Annotated in this window: 11 protein-coding genes; 5 read left to right on the top strand and 6 right to left on the bottom strand. The window is 34.5% G+C overall.

Features of this window, described 5'->3' with window-relative positions:
• Positions 1–14 precede the first annotated feature (14 nt).
• Positions 15–8,351: a T9SS type B sorting domain-containing protein gene (locus tag QZZ51_RS01740; RefSeq protein WP_291865021.1), complete on the bottom strand. Its 8,337-nt coding sequence runs from the start codon at positions 8,349–8,351 to the stop codon at positions 15–17.
• A gap of 278 nt (positions 8,352–8,629) precedes the next feature.
• Between QZZ51_RS01740 and QZZ51_RS01735 the strand changes: the two genes are divergently transcribed.
• Positions 8,630–9,667: an aldo/keto reductase gene (locus QZZ51_RS01735; RefSeq protein ID WP_291865018.1), complete on the top strand. Its 1,038-nt coding sequence runs from the start codon at positions 8,630–8,632 to the stop codon at positions 9,665–9,667.
• Between the two features lie 109 nt (positions 9,668–9,776).
• Here the strand turns inward: QZZ51_RS01735 and radA are convergent, their stop codons facing one another.
• The 5 genes from radA to panC all read right to left on the bottom strand — a co-directional run bounded on the left by radA (position 9,777) and on the right by panC (position 14,598).
• Entirely contained in the window at positions 9,777–11,138 is a 1,362-nt protein-coding gene (gene radA, locus QZZ51_RS01730) for a DNA repair protein RadA (protein ID WP_291865015.1), read from the bottom strand.
• Positions 11,139–11,250: 112 nt separating this feature from the next.
• Complete coding sequence (locus tag QZZ51_RS01725; protein ID WP_291865013.1) at positions 11,251–12,393, bottom strand: alpha/beta hydrolase-fold protein; 1,143 nt, start codon at positions 12,391–12,393, stop codon at positions 11,251–11,253.
• Positions 12,394–12,423: 30 nt separating this feature from the next.
• Positions 12,424–13,386 carry a lysylphosphatidylglycerol synthase transmembrane domain-containing protein gene (locus QZZ51_RS01720; RefSeq protein ID WP_291865010.1) on the bottom strand — a complete coding sequence of 321 codons (963 nt, stop codon included), beginning with the start codon at positions 13,384–13,386 and terminating at the stop codon, positions 12,424–12,426.
• 2 nt (positions 13,387–13,388) lie between these two features.
• Positions 13,389–13,739 carry an aspartate 1-decarboxylase gene (gene panD / locus QZZ51_RS01715; RefSeq protein WP_291865009.1) on the bottom strand — a complete coding sequence of 117 codons (351 nt, stop codon included), beginning with the start codon at positions 13,737–13,739 and terminating at the stop codon, positions 13,389–13,391.
• 13 nt (positions 13,740–13,752) lie between these two features.
• Positions 13,753–14,598: a pantoate--beta-alanine ligase gene (panC, locus tag QZZ51_RS01710; protein ID WP_291865007.1), complete on the bottom strand. Its 846-nt coding sequence runs from the start codon at positions 14,596–14,598 to the stop codon at positions 13,753–13,755.
• Positions 14,599–14,700: 102 nt separating this feature from the next.
• On the opposite strand from panC, the gene QZZ51_RS01705 reads away from it, so the two are divergent.
• From QZZ51_RS01705 to QZZ51_RS01690, 4 genes are all read left to right on the top strand, one after another.
• The gene (locus tag QZZ51_RS01705; protein WP_291865005.1) at positions 14,701–15,510 is read left to right on the top strand and encodes a glycogen/starch synthase; all 810 of its coding nucleotides are present in this window, start codon (positions 14,701–14,703) and stop codon (positions 15,508–15,510) included.
• 5 nt (positions 15,511–15,515) lie between these two features.
• Positions 15,516–17,372 (top strand): DUF4270 family protein, encoded by a 1,857-nt coding sequence (locus QZZ51_RS01700; protein WP_291865003.1) that lies wholly within the window; start codon positions 15,516–15,518, stop codon positions 17,370–17,372.
• 177 nt (positions 17,373–17,549) lie between these two features.
• Positions 17,550–19,394 carry a glutamine--fructose-6-phosphate transaminase (isomerizing) gene (gene glmS / locus QZZ51_RS01695; RefSeq protein WP_291865000.1) on the top strand — a complete coding sequence of 615 codons (1,845 nt, stop codon included), beginning with the start codon at positions 17,550–17,552 and terminating at the stop codon, positions 19,392–19,394.
• 190 nt (positions 19,395–19,584) lie between these two features.
• Positions 19,585–22,335 (top strand): TonB-dependent receptor, encoded by a 2,751-nt coding sequence (locus QZZ51_RS01690; RefSeq protein ID WP_291864997.1) that lies wholly within the window; start codon positions 19,585–19,587, stop codon positions 22,333–22,335.
• The last annotated feature ends 92 nt before the right edge of the window (positions 22,336–22,427 follow it).

The following is a 22,427-nucleotide window of genomic DNA, read 5'->3' as shown; positions in this document are numbered from 1 at the left end:
ATAAGAGATAATAATTATCTATAGATGGTTACATGACCAACAAATTCGCGGTCATCATTTTCTCCGTTTAGTTTAATAACGTACCAGTAATCTCCTGCAGGTAAATCTACATTGTTGTATGATCCATCCCAATTTCCTTGTTTTATAAAATACTTAACTTGCCTACCATATCTATCATAGATAGCTCCCCATAGATTAGGGAACCCTTCTACATTCTTAAAGACCCATGTGTCATTATTTCCATCGCCATCTGGTGTAAAGAAATTCGGAATTTCAATATCTATAAATTCCATAGGTATTTCTATACTAGTTTCGCACCCTTTTCCATCGATTACTTTTGCAATATATACAGCAGTATGGTTAACAAACATAGAACCAGTAGCGTTAGTTTCATCATCAAAATAATAGGTGTAATTTCCATCACCACCAGTTGCTTCTAAAACTATTTCATTAATTTCGCCTGGTTTAGTGGCTAAAACTAATTGTTCTTGAGCTTCAATAGAAAAGCTTTTAACCTCAACACAACCAGTACCTAAATTCACTATACTTATCGTATGGTTTCCAGAGGTAATATCTGAGAAATTAGTATCAGACTGCGCATTTGCTACATCTGGGTTGTTTGGTGTTGGATCATCTAAATCGAATACAATTTCTGTGGTATCTAAAGTGCTATCATCGAATATAACAGAAACTCCATAAGTAGGAATACCATCGATACATTCATTTATTTTATCTATTTCCGAAGAAAGATTAGAACCTACTTTTACTTCTTGGACTAATACAAATTGGCATCCATTGGCATCTTTAAGGTAAATTTCATAGAAACCACCATCTAGGTTGTCTAAAAGTAAAGTAGCACTTCCTACACTAGTGTATGCATCTGCAGGACTAGAAAGATTGTATTCATATGGAGCAGTTCCTCCAGAAAGGCTTACTTCTATAACTCCATTGTCATCACTAGAACATACCTCATCTTCTACTCGGGTAACAATTGCATTTAATGCTGCTGTTGGGGAATCTACTACGATGTTATTTACAGCAATTTCACAACCATTTGCGTCTTGTACTATTACACTGTATGTTCCGCCAGCTAGTTCCTCGAATAGATTAGTATCTACAGATTTTTCAGGACTAGATGAGATAATGTATTGGTATGGTGCATTTCCGCCATTAACACTTATTTCTATACTTCCATCTTCTTCACCAAAACATTTAATATCTTGTTTGTTAGCAATGGAAGCATTTAATAGCGCAGGTTCCGATATAGTAATAGTTTCAGAATACACATTACAGTTAGTACCTCCGGTTGCTAAAATTCTATAACTTCCTTGTCCTAAATTTTCAAAAATTCCAGAATCTTGAGGGGTTCCTTGTAGTGTACCACCAGCTTCTAATTGGTATTGATAACCTCCTAAACCACCAGTTGCTTCTGCAATTAGGACAGCATCCATTTCACCAAAACAGTTGATAATAGTATTGTCTCTATTTACTGTTATAGCCAATGGTTCTACTATGTTTATGGTTCGTATTACTGTAATAGGAGAAACACAAAGGTTAGCTGCATCACGTGCTTCAAACTCGTAGGATCCTGCTGCTAATAATGGGTATACTTGCTGATTACTCCATGGAGTTACATTAGCAGTAGGAAAAATTATTCTATATTCATAAGTGCCTCCGCCACCGCTGGCTGATACCGTAATTTCTCCAGAATTAGGAGCACAGTTAGGTTCTTGGCTTATTACACCATCAATTTTTATTTCGGATGGATCTACAATTTGAATAGTAGCTGTTGTAGTATCACAACCATAGCCATCTATAACGGTTACTGAATAGTCTCCCTCGAATAAATTATAAAAAATATTGCTGACTTGTGGTAATCCGCTAACTCCAGTAATCTCATTGTTTAAGACGTATTGGTAGCTAGAAGGACCATTTGTTCTAGTAGCAATAACTGTAATGCTAGCATCATCTGCTTCTGTGCAAGAAGGATTGGTAGCTGTTATTGTTACAGGGTCTACTGTAATCACATCAATTTCTGGTATTGTAATTATCTCTACATCACTGCAACCATTAGCATCTCTAAGGGTTAATTCGTAATTAATGCCAGAAGTTAATCCGCTAAACACATTATTAGCATCAAAAGATTGTATTGGTGTTCCAATACTAGGATTAACTAACTCAAATTCGTACGTACCCCAGCCGCCTTCTGGTGTTGCAGTTACTTGCGCATCGGTACCTGGAGAGCATGTAAGTTCATGGGTAATGGAATAGGTAAAGTCTAAAGTCTGTACCGGACTTTGAATAGAAATTTGATCAGAATTTTGACTACATCCAGTATCCGTATCTATAACTTTTATAAAGAAAGTACCTGCGGGTAGCGTACTATTGTTTATCGCAGCAGTACTTGTACTGTTTGTAAGAGCTACGTAAGGAGTAGTTAAGTTATTTGCATTGTAAATTTCATAGCTAAATCCTGTTCCAAATCCAGAAGTGGTAAAAGAAATTCCGCCATTAGATTCTCCAAAACATGTAATGTCATTTGTTTTAGTCGCTATGACTTTAATAGTATCAAAAGGTGCTATTTTATAACTTACTTGTGCTGTACAGCCGGTAACAGTATCTGTTAGTTCATAAATATAGGTGCCGGGGTTTCCTGCCGGAATAGTTACGGTTCCTGAACCAGTGCTATTTATTAAGTTACCAGAAGGCAGTTCTTTTACACTATAATTTGCCATACCGCTTCCACCAGTTCCGTTGATAGTTATACTAGCATCCGTTATACAATTCATAGCTGTTAGTTCTGTGTAACTTGCGGTTACTTTAGTAGCAGCAGGAACGATGACTGTAATTTGGTCTGTACAACCATTAGCATCTACAACATCTATGATTACACTTTGTGCTATAGTTTCAAAAGGAATAGAAAAAGTACTGGACGCACTAAAACTATTGCTATTAAATCTGTAATTATAGGGCGCTGTTCCTGTAGGAGTACCACTTCCGTTATTAATTCCTGTAGTAATTGTAGCTAACCCTAATCCGTTAGTTATATTACATGCAAAGGTAGATACTGTTGGTGTTTCTAAGGTTAATACGGAAGGTTCTGTAATGGTTTCCGTAACTAGTGTTTGTACACAATTTTTGGCAGATCTTACTCGTATGTCATATGGACCTGGAGCTAGATTTTCGAAAACATTAGAGGCTTGGTATGTAATACCGTCCTTGCTATATTCATAGGTAACATCTAGGTTATCTGTGGCAGGTGTTTGCTCTACAACTATTTTACCATTATCAGCTCCGTTACAAGTAACATGTTGTATGGACTGTATTTTAAAATTGGGTTGTGTAGGGGGATCTAATGTTGCGTATACTGTTTGTATAGGGCAACCAGATAGATTATCTGTGACGGTAAACTCATAGTTAACAGAATTTGTTAATCCTGGAAATATACCTGTAGTGTTTGTTGGGCCAGCAGGAACAGTTTGTATGAACGTATAATCGGTTGAACCGCCGTATACTTCTATAGTTACCTCTCCACTATTTAAAGGGTCACATAGCTCAACACTACTAATATTGGCTTTGCTTACCATTTGTGGGTAAATAAATATGTTTTCTTTAAAAGAACAACCATTTTCATCTCTCACTTCTAATTCATGTGTTCCTGGACCTAATTGTTTAGTCGATAAATTCGTTACTTCACCATCCCAAATATATTTTGGAGTAGTATTTGTTGGGTTAGTTCCTAGGTTGGATAGACTAACTGTAATATCATAAATTTCATTCGTAGAAGTACATCTGTTAGTTACATCTATTGTGTCTAATACAGGTTCGTCATCTTTAGTAATAGTAATAGGGGTTCCTAAACCTTCTACACACCCACCACCATCGCGAACATACACTTGGTAAATATTATTAGTGCCGTCATAAGCTGTGGGAGTTATTGTTTTAAAGCTATCAGGGCCAAAATCTGAATCTACAGGTACTGTACCATCTACAACAAAGGCATATTCATATTCATGCCAACCAGTTTGATCTAGTTTGTTTCTGATGTTAAAATAGCGCTGATTGTCCCATCCACCTTTGGCTGTTACGGATATTTGAGCTCCTATATTACATGTTGCTGGAACATATTGGTCTAGTTCTAATTTTAGTTTAGACTTTGGTCTATAAATTAAGAATCGATTTCCGGACCTACAACCTGCTTCAGTAGTAACTTCAACCACATACCATGCTAATTTTAAGCCAGTTAAATCAATTTCAATATCTCCTCCAGATCCGCCATCATTTGCTGTTCCACTTCTTCTAAAAGAAGGTATCCAGGAATGAGAGTCATGTACGGGTCCTCTATCACTTGTATGTCTAATACTCCAATTGACTGTTTGTACGCCATCTAAATCATTATCTCCTGCACCAGCAACGGTGAATTTTACTTTTCCATCGGATCCTGAAAAACAAGATAAACTTTGAGGAGTTGAGATTACATCTATATTAGTATTTGGTGGCTCTGGATTATGGACTACACCTAAACTTCGCCAGCGCTGGCATCCTGTATTTTCGTCGTACAGTACAATAGCATAACTAACACCAAAAAGAAGCCCACTAACTCTTAGGTCTCTTTCAAAACCTACGGGGTCAGAATCTAGGCCTAAAACAGGGTTAGAAGCGTCATTAAATTCTCTCCAAGACGGTGGATTGTCTTCGTCATAAGGCCATATACGATATTTAAATGGGCCTACTAATCCTACTGGGTCACCAACTTCAACCTCGAATGTAGCACCACTTGCACATGATTGCTCTAAACTTACTTGTGGTTTTTGAACCCATGGTAAAGCAGGCTGCTCAATTTCAAATAAATCGGATTCATAGACACAGCCCTTTTCATCTTCAACTTCTACGTAAAAATGATGTGGCCAGTACATTCTAATATCATAACCACTTGGATGTGTAGACATATCTACATTTTTATATTCTCTATAAGTCCAATATCTAGCAGTACCAGCGGCATGTGCAGCAGGGCTATTAACTCTTATTAGTTTAATAGTTACTAAGCCAGTAGCATTTTGAATATTGTTTACATTAGTATTACCCCATTGCGTACCACCAGAAACAGCACAAGTAATATCTGTTTTAGTAACATCGGCGGTTATTGAAGCCTCTGCACCTACAATAACTTGTTCTCCTATTAATTCGCAGCCAAGCGCATCTTTAATACCATAAGTATAGGTAGTAGCATCTAAATTAGTATATAAAGTTTGAGTAGTATAGCTACTACCATCAAAACTATATAAAAATGGAGGTGTTCCTCCAGAAACAACTAGTTCCACAGAACCAGTTCCGTCTTTTCCGCAAGCTGTATCAGATACATTATGGCTAGAGGTTAAAGTAGGAGCAACTATGGTTGTAACGGGGTCTGTTATGGTAACACAGCCTTTACTATCTGTTACTTTAAAAGTATAGGTTGCGGCTGTAGAAGTTGAGTAAGGCATAGTTACACTACTATATGTTGCGCCTCCATCTGTACTAGCTTCATATATATAATCTGAGTCTGGGTAACCTTCTTGTGCATTTACTTGTATAACAGCGTCAGGCGAAGTACCGCACCCTAATGGTTTTGTTATTTGCGCTAAAGCAAACAACTGACCGCTAATTTTGGTGTCGGCAACTATAGTTTCGCATCCGTTGTTACCTATAACTTTTACAATATAATCGTCTGGTGTTAGATTAGACAGGGTAAAAGTTCCCCCAGTTATCGGCATAGGAGTTCCATTATTTAAAGTATAAAAATAGGGAGCGTCACCGCTGGTAATATCTATTTTTAATTCTCCTTTGGTAGCTGTGCTATAACAGTAGTTAGAGGCAGCAATATCCACTGTTGAGGTTGGCCCTCCACGATCTTCTAAAACAAATGTTTCGGAATCTAATACACATCCATTTATATCTGTCACTACTATAGTATGCGTTCCTGCTTGTGTTAAACCTGTAATGTTTTTATTGGCTTGTGGGGCTGTAGGCGTATTATCTGGTTGTAATACATAATATGCATAATTATTCCACCCGCCAGAGGCTTCAATTGTTATTCCGCCTGTTGTTCCACAGTTCATATGTGCAACACTAAAAGAATCAATTACTAAAGCACTAGTAGGCGCCTTAATTTCTAGAGTCTCTACTTTTTGACAAGCACTTGCTGCGTCATTAATTCGTAATGTATACGTATCCGCTGCTAAGCCAGAAATGGTTATAGGGGAAGTTGTGGCGTTTAATACACCTAACCCTGTAGGCGTTCCTGTACTATCTTCTACAACTATATCGAAAGAAGTGTCGTAATCACTAACGCTAACCTCAATACTACCATCAGCAGTACCAGCAGCAAAACAACTTACATTTTTCTTTACAGAGGAATTAACACTAAAGCCAATAGGGTTAGGAACGGTAAAGTTCCTAACAATTATGCAACCATCATCAGCTGTGACCTCAAAAGTATATGTGTTTGGTAATAATCCATTAAAAGTATTATCAGGAGCGTTTATAATTGTTGGTGATGTTGTTCTATATGTAAATGGAGCATTTCCATTTTCTATTGTTAATTGCACATCTGTAGCTCCTGTAGAACAATCAATATCACTTGTAGTAAAAATGATATTAGAAGGATTAGAACCAGCATTAACCACTTGGTTTACAGTTGTTGTACATCCGTTTGCATCTTTAGTGGTAATTGTAAATGTGCCTGAACCTAAACCAGTAAAGTCAGTATTAAGTTGAAAATCAATACCATTTAAGCTATATTCAAAAGGAGCATTACCACCAGATGTAACAGCGGCTTCTATAGTAGCAGAACCATTAGTGCAATCTATTTGTTGCGTTACAGATGCAGAGGCTGTGAATGCAGAACTAGGGTCTACATCAACAGAAGTTGTTGTAACATCACAAGATCCCCCTGCTTTTTCTTTTTTAATTATTACGGTATAAGAACCGCTAGCTAAATTACTAAATACATTAGATGTTTGGAAGGTGCTACCATCTATACTGTATGTGGTAGAATATCCTTGAGGGTTCGTAATATCAACAGTTACACTGCCGTCATCTGTACCATTACAAGTAACGGCTTTTGGAATTATAGTATATATTATTTCTGATTCTGTGATTATGCTTACTGGGGAAGCATCGATTTCACAACCGCTACTATCTTTAACCGTTACTGTGTATAATCCAGCAGTAGGGGCAGGTATAGTAGTTTGGTTTCCAGAAGTAAATGCGTTGTAAGTTGTACCACCATCTAAACTATATTGATAAGGCGCTGTACCTCCTGTTGGAGCCACGGTAATAATACCATCCGTACAATCAATATTTTTAGTAACAACAGCATTGGGTTGTATTGTTGTAAAAACAGGTACGGTAGAAGATGCTGCCCAAGAACAATTAGATACACTAGATAATGTTACATTTAGATTATAACTACCAGAGTCTAAATTACTAAAAGTGTAAGTGTTACTAGCAATTGGTCCAGAAGAACTTATAAGGTTTCCTCCTTGGCTTATTTCATATATATAACTAGATGAGGCATCTGTTAAATCAATTTTAATTCCTCCTTTAGATGTATTACACGTAATTGGTAGAATAGTTGATGCTGCATTAAAACTGTTGTTGTTTACAGCTATATCATCTAAATTAAAAACACAGCCATTGGATAAGTTTTTATTACGTATTTGAATTGCGTATGTACTAACGGTACTAATTGGGAAAATGTTAGAATCTTGCCAAGAAGCTCCATTGTTAATACTGTATTCGTAACTAGCAGGAACATTATTTACTGTAATATTACCAGGGTTACCACAATCTATATTTGTAACGACGGCATTTGGATTAAGTCCGTTAGCATATACATTAAAATAAAAACGTTCTGTTGTGTTGTCTGTGTATTGAATAAAAATTCTATATTCTCCACCTTGGGTTATATTGTATTGTGTATTTGTTGCTAGCTGGCTCCAAGTACAACTAGGAGAAGTATTGGGGCAATTGTTTTGCGAGGTACTACAACTGGTATTATCTAATTTAGCCCAAGTTATTTGTTTTAAATCTGAGATATTAAGGTCTAAAAGCCTTTCGTCTGAGGCACCACATAGATAAATTTCATGTAATTCTCTATTGTCATTAGAGCAAAAAACAACATTATCCGAAATACCTATTAGTGGATGCGTATTTGCAAGTATTTCTGCACTTTCTTTTTCAGCATGTTTTTTGTCATCGGGGTTAAAAACGGTGGGTAAAACGTATGCAAAAAGAGAGGACATAACTAATCCTAGGACGATTAGTGTTAACGCTTTTTTATAGCGTATGGAACTCTTTAACGTACTCATAAGTAGGCATTTAGTGGTTTGGTTTATTTACACACCTAGGTTCTTTAGGGTATAAGCTTATAAATAACGCTTCTTATTGGTTTTTAGTATTTAAAAATTGTAATCTGTTCGTCGATGAGGATAAATTTTGTAGGGGTTCAGGGGGTTTTAACTAGGAATGTCTCTGCTATTTCAGAGTAGTTTCAATGACTTTTTTTAGAAAGTATAGAACCCAAAAACGGGGGCTATTATTTAATTACTAAATTTGAATCTTTAAAATTTAGGAGCACAATAGAATTATGAAATATACTAAACTTCCAAATACAGATATAGTCGTAAGTAAAATTTGTTTAGGAACTATGACATGGGGTAATCAAAATTCGGAGCAAGAGGGTTTTGAGCAAATGAATTATGCATTAGAAGAGGGTGTTAATTTTTTTGATACGGCAGAACTATACCCTGTGCCAGCGCATAAAGACCGTTATGCACATACAGAGAGAATAATAGGAAATTGGTTTAAAGAAACAGGGAATAGGGAAAAGGTTGTTTTAGCATCTAAAATTGCTGGTAACGGAGATTATACCAAATTTATTCGCTCTACAGGTTTTGTAAAAGAAGCAATTATAGAGGCTGTTGAAGGAAGCTTAACTCGTTTAAAAACGGATTATTTAGATTTATACCAATTGCACTGGCCAGAAAGATCTACTAATTATTTTGGACAAAGAGAATTTAGACCAGATGTTAAAGACCATTGGCAAGATAATTTTCATCAAGTTTTACAAACGTTGCAAGGTTTAGTCAAAGAAGGTAAAATAAGGCAGATAGGAATTTCTAATGAAACACCTTGGGGAACCATGCGCTTTTTAGAAGAACATAAAGTACATAACTTACCAAGAGCAATAACAATTCAGAATCCTTATAACTTGTTAAATAGACAGTTTGAAATTGGATTGTCTGAAATATCTATGAGGGAGAAAATAGGTCTGTTGGCTTATTCTCCTATGGCATTTGGAGCTTTAAGCGGAAAATATATTGGAGGAAAATTACCAGAAGACTCTCGTTTATCTTTATTTCCTATATATAATAGATATATAGGAGGAAATACAGCAGTAGCAACAGAAAAGTATTTTGATTTAGCTTCAGAAAATAATTTGTCTTTGGCTCAAATGGCATTGGCTTTTGTAAATACACGGCCTTTTTTAACTAGTAGTATTATCGGAGCAACAAACCTTAAGCAGTTAAAAGAAAATATTGAAAGTATAGATGTCATTTTAACCGATGCCGTTTTAGAAGGAATTGAAGCAATACATAACGTTATACCTAACCCAGCACCTTAAAATCTATATATGTTTGCATTAAAAGTTGGAATTTGGCAATTGGTATTAATACTTGTTGTTGTGGTAATTTTTATGGTTTTAGCTAGAATAATGAGGGATAAACGTTAGTTTACCCAAATAAATAGTTAACAACATCTTCTATTTTTGCAACTGAAATAATGTTTATACCCGTTTTTTTGACGGTTATTTTATTGTTTTTAGATACAAAAATCGAGGTAAAACCTAGTTTTTCGGCTTCTAAAATCCGTTGGTCTACCCGTTGTACAGGCCTTATTTCACCTGCTAAACCTACTTCTGCGGCAAAACACATGCCTTTGTCTACAGGAATATCTTCATTACTAGAAAGGATTGCCGCAATAACTGCTAAATCAATAGCTGGGTCATCTACAGAGATACCTCCAGTAATATTTAAGAAAACATCTTTAGCACCTAATCTAAAGCCAGCTCTTTTTTCTAAAACAGCTAGGAGCATGTTTAGTCTTTTGGCATTGTAACCCGTTGTAGAACGTTGTGGAGTTCCGTAAACCGCGGTACTTACTAAGGCTTGAATTTCTATCATTAATGGACGGAGACCTTCAACGGTTGAAGCTATAGCTGTACCACTTAGACCTTCGTCATTTTTAGAGATTAATATTTCTGATGGGTTATTTACCTCTCTTAATCCACTGCCTTGCATTTCATAAATCCCTAACTCTGCGGTAGACCCAAAACGGTTTTTTAAAGACCGCAAAATACGGTAGACATAGTTTCTGTCTCCTTCAAATTGAAGTACAGTATCTACCATATGTTCTAAAATTTTAGGGCCCGCAATAGATCCATCTTTGGTAATATGTCCAATAAGAATAACTGGGGTATTTGTTTCTTTTGCAAACTTTATAAGCTCTGTAGTGCATTCTCTAATTTGAGAAATACTACCAGCTGCAGACTCAATATAATCGGAATGTAAGGTTTGTATAGAATCAATAACTACAATATCTGGTTCTGTAGTCTCAATTTGTTTAAATATATTTTGTGTTTTTGTTTCTGTCAGTATAAGGCAATTTTCACTTACCGGGTTAATCCGGTCCGCACGCATTTTAATTTGTTTTTGACTTTCTTCCCCAGATACGTATAATGTTTTATAAGGTAATTTTAATGCTATTTGTAAAAGCAAGGTGCTTTTTCCGACACCAGGTTCTCCTCCAATTAAAACTAATGAACCAGGAACAAGTCCGCCGCCTAGTACTCTATTAAATTCTATATTGTAGGTGTCTAAACGTATCTCTTTCTCTGTGCTAATTTCATTTACGCGTAAAGGTTTTGCAATTTTTTTAGAGGTATTTGTCGGAGTTTTCCAATCTTTTTTATCTTCTTTTTGGATTATTTCCTCTACAACGGTATTCCATTCCTTGCATGCAGAACATTGTCCTACCCATTTTGCATATTGCGTACCACAATTTTGACAGAAATATGCAGTCTTAGTTTTAGCCATTACGTAAATTAGAGTTTGGCCTAAAGGTAGTTTAAAGTTTAAATTAAAAAAAAATGCTGCTTTGAATTTTTAGGTTCAAAGCAGCATTTTTTAAATATTCAGTTCTGTTATTTTAGTATCCAAAATCAGCTTTTAATGCGTCAATTTTTTCTAGTGCCATTTCTTTGGTTAGGAAATCTATTTCTTCCATTCCAAATGATTTCTCAAAAGTTCGCAAGGCTTTTTTAGGTTCTCCCATTTGCTCGTAATATTCTCCTTCAAAATAGAAACCTAGCATAGTACTTGGAAATTCGCGTTTGCATAAATCAGATAATGGTTTTAAAGATTCAAAATCTTCTTTCTTGCGTGTTGCAGCATAAATGGCCATTATGTCATTTAAATCTACCGTTTTCTTAAATCCAAATAGGTCTTCAATTCCTTTATATTTGTTTTTTAAGTAATCAAAAACTGGTTCTTCTGAGGTTAGTATTTTAGATTTATATTCTTTGGTACTTATGGGCTTAAACATTCCAAAAATATTATCAAAAGCTTTTCCTATTCCGTATGTTGCAATAGAAATATGATCGGCATTTTCATATTCTTCATAAAAATAATGAAGCGACTCTTTTTCAATAGCTTTTAGGCCTTTGTTTAAGGTAGAAATCTTCGCGGTGTTTTTGTTTTTATCTGCTTCTACAATAATTTGATAAAATATTTTTTGATCTATAGCAGCTAAACGAGTTGGGATTCTAGTTTCCATCTCTGGTGCTAAAGTTGGCGATATGCTAACATAGGCATTGAATAAAGATTTTTCTTTAAATAAGTAAAAATTTTGAAAATTAGCTGTTATATCATAACCAAGAATCATTTTAAAAGGAGCTACAGAATAACTGGTTTCTAAGTATGGTATTAATTCCATTCCTATAAATTCAAAGAATTCTTTCCCTTTCTCTGTCGGCAAACCATTTTCTTTGTCAAAGGCGCAATCATCAAACCTTACGTTATTTTCACTTTGGTTTATGCCTACAATGATACTTTGTGGCATTCCATGGAATCTACTGTAAAATTTTGAATTTGCGACAACTTGGTCAAATAAATATTCTGCATCTAAGACAACTATGATGGGGTACTTTTTTTCAATATCGTAATCTTCAGGAATATAATAATATACATCGCGTCTTTCTTGAAGTTTAAACGACTCAAAAATTTCTTGTTTTACCTGAGCATTGACACCCATGCATAGCAGAAGTGCAAAAATTGTAAAAAAATGTTTCATTAAATTGGTTTTGGTACTGTGAAAAAGTATTTATTTTCGATTTAATAACGGTAATACAAGAAAAGATATTGTTCCAAAGACAACAAGCATTAATGTTTGCGCTATCCACATAATCCATCCGTATGCATCTCCAGAGACAGAGCTTATGCCAAAAACAACAAGAGCTTTACTAACTGCAATAGGAAACAGTCCAAGACCACCATTGGTAGCTGACATGGCAAAGGCACCTGCAATAAAAGCAACGAGAATCTGGCTAACGGAAAGGTCAATGGTTTCTAGAACCGTGAATTTAATAACCCAAAACATAGCGACATAGGCAAACCAAATAAATAAGGTGTGGAAAATAAAAGACCATTTATGTTTCATTTTAAAAATACTCAGGACACCATCTTGTATGCCTTTTAAAAAGGTTTTTATTTTTAAAGCTATTTTCGAGGTAGATTTTGAAATAATTTTAATAGAAGCAAAAAGACCTAAAATAGCAATAAAAAGAATGCTTATAGAGGCAATTAAACCGATGCCATTTTCTTCTAAAATTTCAATAATTATTTTGGTCTGGAGTAAGAAGGCAGTTAAAATAATAATAAGTAGCATAACCACATCCACAATACGTTCTGTCACGATGGTTCCTAATCCTTTTTCAAATGGCACATTTTCATAGGTAGCCAAAGCTGTAGGTCTTAATACTTCTCCGGATCTAATTATAAGTGCGTTGGCAAAATAAGATAAAAATATGATGAGTACGTTATTTGTTAATTTTGGTTTGTAACCCAGTGGTTCTAGTAAATAGTTCCAACGAATGGCTCTAGATACATGACTTAGTATTCCAATGATTACAGATAAACCTACCCAAAAAAGATCGGCATCTTTAATGTATTTAATTATTTGCGTTCTATCTTCTGGAGAGGTAGTGTTGTAAGAATACCATATTAAAAATACTCCCAAGGCGATTGGGAGTACCGTTTTTAAGTTTTTTTTTAATTTTCCGTTCAAAACTAAACTAGTAGATTGTTTTCTTCATTAGGAAAAACCAAAGAAGGGTTAAATGTTTTAGCTTCTTCAATATCCATTCTTCCGTAGGTTATTAAGATTAAAATATCGCCAACGGCAACTCTTCTAGATGCAGCTCCGTTTAAAGTGATTTCACCACTTTTTCTAGGCCCAGGAATAGCGTATGTTTCTAAACGCTCTCCATTATTATTGTTTACAATTTGTACTTTTTCGCCTCTAATAATATTTGCGGCATCCATTAAATCTTCATCGATAGTAATACTACCAATATAGTTTAAATCAGCACCAGTTACTTTAACACGGTGAATTTTGGATTTTACTACTTCTATTTGCATGGGATAAAATTAATCAATTAAGGGCAATATTATCTATAAGTCTAACATTGGCAGTATATACAGCAATAAAAGCTCTGTATTTTTTACCTTTTTGCTTTCTCTTTATAGGTTTTAAAGTTTGCGCGTCTGAAATTTCTATATATTCTATTTTAAAATTTGGGTTGTCATTAATAACTTTGGTAACCCAATCTGTAATTACTTTTGCACTTTTCGTGCCAAATTTTTCTTTGGCAGCTTTTAAAGTATTGTAGATAATAGAAGCTTCTTGTCTAATTTGCGATGGCAGCCTTTCATTTCTAGAGCTCATAGCTAATCCGTGAGACTCCCTTACGATGGGGCAGCCAATAATGTTAACAGGTATATTTTCTATTTCGGTTAGCTTTTTAATGATTTGTAATTGTTGAAAATCTTTTTCTCCAAAATAAGCATTATTTGGTTTTATGAGGTTTAAAAGCATCTCTACAATTGTCCCTACGCCATTAAAATGATCATCTCTAAATTCTCCTTCCATAACAAGATCTAGACCTTGAAAGTTATATTTTTTGGGAGTAACCTCTTTTTTATAAACTTCGGAAACAGAAGGGACGTAAACAACAATTTGATCCGAAGCCATAGACAAAAGTTTTATATCGGTATCTAGAGTTTGAGGGTATTTTTCTAAATCTTCTTTGTTGTTGAATTGTGTTGGGTTTACAAAGATGCTAACAATAACATGGTCATTCTCTTTAATGGCTTTTTTCACTAAAGATAGATGGCCACTATGCAATGCACCCATAGTAGGAACAAGCCCAAGGTTATTATCCTTTTTTATTGTTTTTAAAAAGGTATTTAATTCGGTATTGGTTGTAATTACCAACATAGGTTTAATTTAATAGGCAGCAAACTTACTATAAATACCTGTAATCTCTATAATTTTTGTAATTTTGCACCTACGTTCACAAAAAAATAAAATATTTACTATATGAATGGTAAAAAGGTATTGTTTGTTTCTTCTGAGTTAGTTCCTTATCTCCCACAGAATGAAGTTTCTTTAATGTCGTATGAAACACCAAAAATGGTTAACAGTAATGGTGGGCAGATTAGAATTTTTATGCCTAGGTATGGAAATATTAACGAAAGAAGACATCAGCTTCATGAGGTAATTAGACTTTCTGGAATGAATTTAGTAATTAATGACATGGATATGCCATTGATAATTAAGGTCGCTTCTATTCCAAAAGAGCGTATTCAAGTCTATTTTATTGATAACGAGGAGTATTTTAAAAGAAAGGCGACATTTGCGGATGCAGATGGTAATCTTTTTCCGGATAATGACCAAAGAGCTATTTTTTTTGCTAAAGGAGTAGTAGAAACGGTTAAAAAATTAAACTGGACTCCAGATATTATTCATGTACATGGATGGATGGCGTCTTTATTGCCATTATATTTAAAAAAGTATTATGCAGATGAGCCATTGTTTGCAGATAGTAAAATAGTTACTTCTGTTTATGGGCAAGGCTTTGAAGGAGAGTTAAATGAAGGGATGGTATCTAAAATTGCTTTTGATGGTGTTGCAGAAGAGGATATTAGCTTTTTAAAACAGCCTAGTTATAATAATTTGTTAAAGGTTGCTGTAGATTATTCTGATGCAGTTATTTTAGCAGCGGAAGAAATTCCAGAAGATTTACAAAACCATATATCTAACCTAGATAAACCAGTGTTACCATTTGTTCCTCTTCAGGAGTTTGAAGAAGCATATGCTAATTTTTATGACACAGAAGTTTTAAAATAATCTAAATGAATTTATTACAGAGATTACAATCTCCTACTTTGGTGGGTACTTTGTTTATTTTAATTTTTTTCTCCTCTTGTGAGGAAGATTTAACTACAATAGGTCAGGATGTAATAGGTGGTCAACCATTTACTACCGGAACAGAGGTTTATGATGTATTTGCGTTTAATAATAATATAGAAGCAGTACAAACAAATAAGCTGGGGGTTTATCAGTTAGGAGCTTTTAATGATCCTATTTACGGTAAAACAGAAGCACAGATAACTTCTCAGATACAATTGTCCCAAGCGAACCCTTCTTTTGGTGCATATAGTCAGGCAATAGAAGATTCTGCCGATACAGATGATAATGTTGCTACTATTAAGGAGGAAGAAGATGTTACGGAAGTATATTTATATATACCGTATTTAACCAATTCATTAACATCGGATAGTGATAATGACGGAGTTATTGATGACTTAGAACTTTCGGGTGATGATAAAACTAATCCTGATAATGATACCGATGGAGATGGTGTTGGTAATTTAAGAGAAACCCAGCAAGGAACAAACCCTTTAAGTGTAGCTAGTGTTGATGCCGATTCAGATGGTATAAATGATGTGGCTCCTAAAGAGCCAATAATAAAAAATAATTTCGCTAAACAAGTAGATTTAGATAGTATCTACGGAAATAGAGAAACACCATTTACGCTAACGGTAAAAAGATCTACCTTTTTTTTAAGAGATTTTGATCCACAAACCAATTTTACAGAAGCAGAGAAATATTACTCTAATAATGATTATACTTCTTTTACAGGGGAAGTTTTAGCAAATGTAGAAGAGACAATTAAGGATAAAGAGATATTAATCGAGGGGAAAGATGATCTTTCTACAGAGGACATAAACGAAGCTAAGACTTATAAAAAGCTAAGCCCTGGAATACGTATTCCTTTAGATGTGGATTTCTTTCAAAATAACATCATTAATAAAGAAGGAAGTACTGAGTTATTAGATCAGGCTAATTTTAAAGAATATATTAGGGGTTTACAATTATCTTTAACATCTGCCGAAGAATTAATGATTCTTTTAGACTTAACGAAGGCCAGTATTGTTATGACTTATACCTATAATTTTTATAATATTAATGAGACTAAGGATGATACAACAGATGATACAATAGATGTTAAAACAAAAGATTTTTCTTTTTCTTTCATAGGTGCAAATTTCACAGGGAATGCTGTTAATACGTTTGTGAATGAGGCTTATCCGACCGAAATTGCCGATGCCCTTAATTCCTCAGAGGAAGCAGATAAAATTTATTTAAAAGGTGGATCTGGTGCATATGCTACAATAGATTTATTTAGTTCAGATGCGGTTATTAGTTCGTCAATTATAGCAGAAATCAAGGCGAATAATTGGATTATAAATGAAGCAAATTTGGTTTTTTATGTAGATAATGCGGCAACGCAAAATATAAGCAATATTAAACCGCCAAGATTATATTTGTTCAATACGGAGACGAATGCAGGGGTTTATAATGCTGCTACGGAAAATACGATAGCAGAGTCTACTTTTGGAACTTTTTTAAATTATGATGGTTTTTTAGAAGAATCTACATCCGGTGATAAGTATAGAATACGTATTACCGATTATATAAACAATTTGGTGCTAAGGTCGTCTGATAATCCTAATGTTACCTTAGGGTTAATGACTACTCCTAATATTAGAGTTGCAGGGGCATTAAATGCAAAAATTAGTAGTGGTGATCAAGAGCTTCCAGTAGCGTCAATAATAAGCCCGTTAAGCACGGTTCTATATGCTGGTGACCCTTCTTCTGGCGAAAAAAGGTTAAAATTGGAAATTCATTACAGCAAGGCCAACTAAATATTTTCTTTTTTATACTAAGCATTATAAACAGACGTTTTTCTATGTAGTAAACCTTCTTGTGGTGTAATTTGTGGGAATAATACGTTATGTATCTATTATATTCCTTCTTTTTATGTGATACTTTATAGGTTTGCGGCAAATTAAAAAAGAAACACCTTCAATAAATTTTAAAATATGTGTGGAATAGTAGGATATATTGGTTATAGAGAAGCATTTCCAATTGTTATAAAAGGATTACAACGTTTAGAGTACAGAGGTTATGATAGTGCTGGGATTGCTCTTTTCGATGGTAATGATATCAACCTTTCAAAGACCAAAGGAAAAGTAGAAGATTTAAAAAATAAAGCCAAAGAAATCTCTCAAGCAGGTACATTGGGAATAGGCCATACTCGTTGGGCAACACATGGGATTCCTAATGATGTTAATTCTCACCCACATTATTCTAATTCAGGAGATTTAGTAATTATCCATAATGGAATTATTGAGAATTATGAATCTATTAAGCAGGCTTTAAAAAATAGAGGATATACTTTTCAATCGGATACGGATACGGAAGTATTGATTAATTTAATTGAAGAGGTACAAAAGACAGAAGATGTTAAATTGGGAAAAGCAGTGCAAATTGCTTTAAACCAAGTGGTCGGAGCATATGCAATTGCAGTTTTCGATAAGAAGAAACCAGATGAAATTGTAGTTGCAAAATTAGGGAGCCCATTGGCTATTGGTGTTGGTGAGGATGAATTTTTTATCGCATCCGATGCTTCTCCTTTTATTGAGTTTACTAATAATGCAATATACTTAGAGGATGAGGAAATGGCAATTATTAGACTTGGTAAAGAGATTAAGCTTCGTAAAATAAAGAATGATGCAGTAGCCTATCCAAACATATTAGAGTTACAAATGAACTTAGAGGAGATCGAAAAAGGAGGTTACGATCACTTTATGTTAAAGGAAATATACGAGCAACCAAGAGCTATTATGGATACCTATCGTGGCAGGCTTTTAGCTGACCAAGGGATTATTCGTATGGCAGGGATTGATCAAAATATCGAGAGATTTGTAAACGCTAACCGTATAATTATTGTGGCTTGTGGAACTTCATGGCATGCAGGGTTAGTTGCAGAGTATATATTCGAGGATTTAGCAAGAATTCCTGTTGAAGTAGAATACGCATCAGAGTTTAGATATAGAAACCCAGTAATAACAGATAAAGATGTATTAATAGCTATTTCTCAATCAGGAGAAACAGCGGATACTCTTGCGGCTATTAAGTTAGCTAAAGAAAAAGGAGCATTTGTATTTGGTGTTTGTAATGTTGTTGGTTCATCTATAGCTAGAGAGTCAGATGCTGGAGCTTATACACACGCAGGGCCAGAAATTGGTGTTGCATCAACAAAGGCATTTACAACACAAATAACAGTATTAACTTTAATAGCTTTAAAATTAGCGAAGGAAAAAGGAGAATTTTCACAATCTAAGTTTCATGAGTATTTGTCTGAATTAGAGACGATACCATCTAAGGTTGAAAAGGCATTACTTTCTAATGATTTAGTAGAGACTGTTGCTGAAGTGTATAAAGATTCTACTAATTGTTTATATTTAGGTAGAGGGTATAATTTTCCGGTAGCCTTAGAGGGGGCATTAAAATTAAAAGAGATAAGTTATATTCATGCAGAAGGTTATCCAGCTGCAGAGATGAAGCACGGACCTATAGCTTTAATTGATGAGCAAATGCCCGTATTTGTAATTGCGACTAAAAAAGGGCATTATGAAAAGGTAGTTAGTAATATTCAAGAGATAAAATCTAGAAAAGGAAAAATTATAGCAATAGTTACAGAAGGTGATACACAAGTAAAAGAACTTGCGGATCACGTAATAGAAATTCCCGAGACCTTGGAGAGTTTAACTCCCTTGTTAACAACTATTCCATTGCAGTTGTTGTCTTATCATATCGCTGTTATGAGAAACTGTAATGTGGATCAGCCGCGAAACTTGGCAAAGTCTGTAACAGTAGAATAAAGCAAAGTATATAATAGGTAAAAAGGGTTTCAACTTTAGTTGAAACCCTTTTTTTATGAATAACGCATTTTAAAGCCTCATATTTTAAAAATAATTTACTATGCATGCATAATTTTTGAATTTTTCTATTGTCAATTTAAAAAAATCGGTATATTGCCATTGACTAGGCAATAAACTTAATAAGAACAGAATGAGAAAAATACTTTTTTTATCCTTCCTTTTAATAGGAATGGGTAGTTATGCACAGACCGTCATTAAAGGAAAAGTGTCAGATGAAAATGCTAGCCCTATTCCAGGAGCAAATATTGTAATTACAGGAAAATCTATTGGTACGGTTGCAGATTTTGACGGTAATTTTGTTTTGGAAACCACAGAGAATCCTCCCTTCGAATTAAAAATAACTAGTTTGGGATACACAGAAGCTTCTGTAAGTGTTACAAAAAACAATCAGACAATAGCAGTAACTCTTAATGAGTCGCATACATTTTTAGATGAAGTTGTTTTATCTGCATCTAGAACGCCAGAACGTATTTTTGAATCTCCTGTTTCTGTGGAGAGATTCGGATTAAAAGAAATAAAAAATACGACTTCGGAATCTTTTTATGCGGGACTTCAAAATTTAAAAGGGGTAGATGTTAATACCAATAGTTTAACATTCCAATCTATAAACACTAGAGGATTTGCTTCTTTTGCTAATAATCGTTTTATGCAGTTGGTAGATGGGATGGATAACTCGGCTCCTGGATTAAATTTCGTTTTAGGAAATTTAGTTGGGATGTCAGAATTAGAAGTGCAAAGTGTAGAAATACTTCCAGGAGCATCTTCGGCACTTTACGGTGCAGGAGCATTCAATGGTATATTGTTTATGCGTAGTAAAAACCCTTTTGATTATCAAGGAATAAGTACATACTTTAAAACAGGTATAACGTCGCAAGAAGCCGCAGGAGATAATAATTACTATGATTTTGGTATCCGTGCAGCACATGCATTTAATGATAAATTAGCAGTAAAGGTTAACCTATCTATATTACAAGGAGAAGATTGGCATGCTAATAATTACGAAGATTTACTGAATCCAGGAAAGACAAGGGCAGATGTAGATTTTGATGGGTTAAATATATATGGAGACGAAGTAGGTACTTTGTTGAATTTCGATACAGCAGCAGGATTGCCTTCTGGTACGGTAGGCTCTGAATTTGTTACAAGAACAGGGTATGAGGAAGAAGATTTAATGGACTATAATGCGCAAAGTGTAAAATTTGATGGATCCATTCATTACAAACCTTTTGCAAATGATTTTGAAATTATATATAACGGAAGAGTAGGTAGAGGAAACACTATTTACCAAGGAGCAAACAGATATTCTATAAAGAATTTTGTGATGCAACAACATAAATTAGAAATCCGTAATGATAATTTTTTTCTAAGAGGATACCATACATCTGAAAATTCAGGAGATTCTTATGATTCTAGATTTGCAGCTATTAATATTAATAGATCTTGGAAATCAGATACAGATTGGTTTACCCAGTATGCCCGTACATATATTGGAGCAAAGCTAGGGGTGGGTACTGGTCAGCAATTAGATGATGCTACAGCGCATGCCGCAGCAAGACAAGTGGCAGATACAGGAAGATTGGTTCCTGGTACAGCTGCATTTAATTCGGCATTTAATAAAGTAATTGTAGATGGCGATTTAACTACTGGAGCAAAGTTTATTGATAATACGGAGCTAAACCATATAGATGCTAATTATAATTTTACGCATTTGACTAAAAATATAGCGGAGATTCAGGTTGGAGGATCTTTTAGAGAATATATATTAAAATCTAATGGAACAATTTTCACCGATATAGATGGTCCTATTAGTTATACCGAATTTGGAGCGTATCTTCAGGTTCAAAAAAAGTTAATGGAAGAGCGTTTAAAACTTACGGGTTCTGTTCGTTATGATAAGAATGAATTTTTTGATGGATTTTTATCTCCAAGATTATCTGTGGTTTATACAGCAGGGGAAAATAGAAACCAAAATTTTAGAGCCTCTGTACAGCAAGGATTTAGAAATCCTTCTACGCAAGATTTATTTATTGGCTTAAATGCAGGTAGAGCTATATTAATGGGTTCTGCTCCAGATAACTTAGATAGAGATGTTCGTGATTATCCTGTAAGTGCAGATGGAGTTGCTTTTGCAGGAGGAGAAACAGTTACTATAGTCGGGAGAGCTGCCTATGAAAATGCGTTCTCTTTAAATTCTGTACAAGAAGGAGCGCCAACCGCAGTAAATACCGATTTGGTTAAGGCAGAAGAAATTACAGCATATGAATTAGGATACAGAGCACAAATAGGAAAAGTAGCCATAGATTTAAGTGGGTACTATAATAAGTATAAAGATTTTATCTCTAATACAACTGTAGTGGTACCATTTTATGGACAGGCAGGCGATAATGCATTGTCTCTATTAGCTTTACAAAATGGTGATTTCCAAGCATACCAAACATACACAAATTCAGAAGCGGATATAGAATCTTATGGCGTAACCATAGGCGTTGATGCTAAAGTGTTTGGGAACTTTGATCTTGGAACTAGTTACACATATTCGGAGTTTGAGTTTGATAAAAAGGAATATCCAGATTTTAGAACAAATTTTAACACACCTAAACATAAAGTAAAAGTATCTTTTGGAAATACGGAGATTGTTAAGAATTTAGGTTTTAACTTAAATTATAGATGGAGCGATGCTTATTTCTGGGAAAATACTTTTGCAGATGGTGATGTTCCTGCCTTTAATGTGTTAGATGCGCAAGTGAATTATGCAGTACCAAGTATTAAATCGGTATTTAAAATTGGAGGCTCTAATATATTAGCAGAAGAATATTTTTCTGCAGTAGGTACAGGATTTGTTGGATCCATCTATTATATTTCTTGGGGTATAAACCTTTAATAGTAGGGATTTTAAATGTATTTAGAGCGCTTATTTATAGGCGCTCTTTTTTATGTTTAAAAAAGAATAAAAAGTAGTTTTCATTTTAGATT

Source organism: Maribacter sp., assembly GCF_016744255.1.
Lineage (GTDB): Bacteria > Bacteroidota > Bacteroidia > Flavobacteriales > Flavobacteriaceae > Maribacter_B.
Note: the sequence above shows the minus strand (reverse complement) of the source record. Positions and strands in the feature narration are given on the sequence as shown.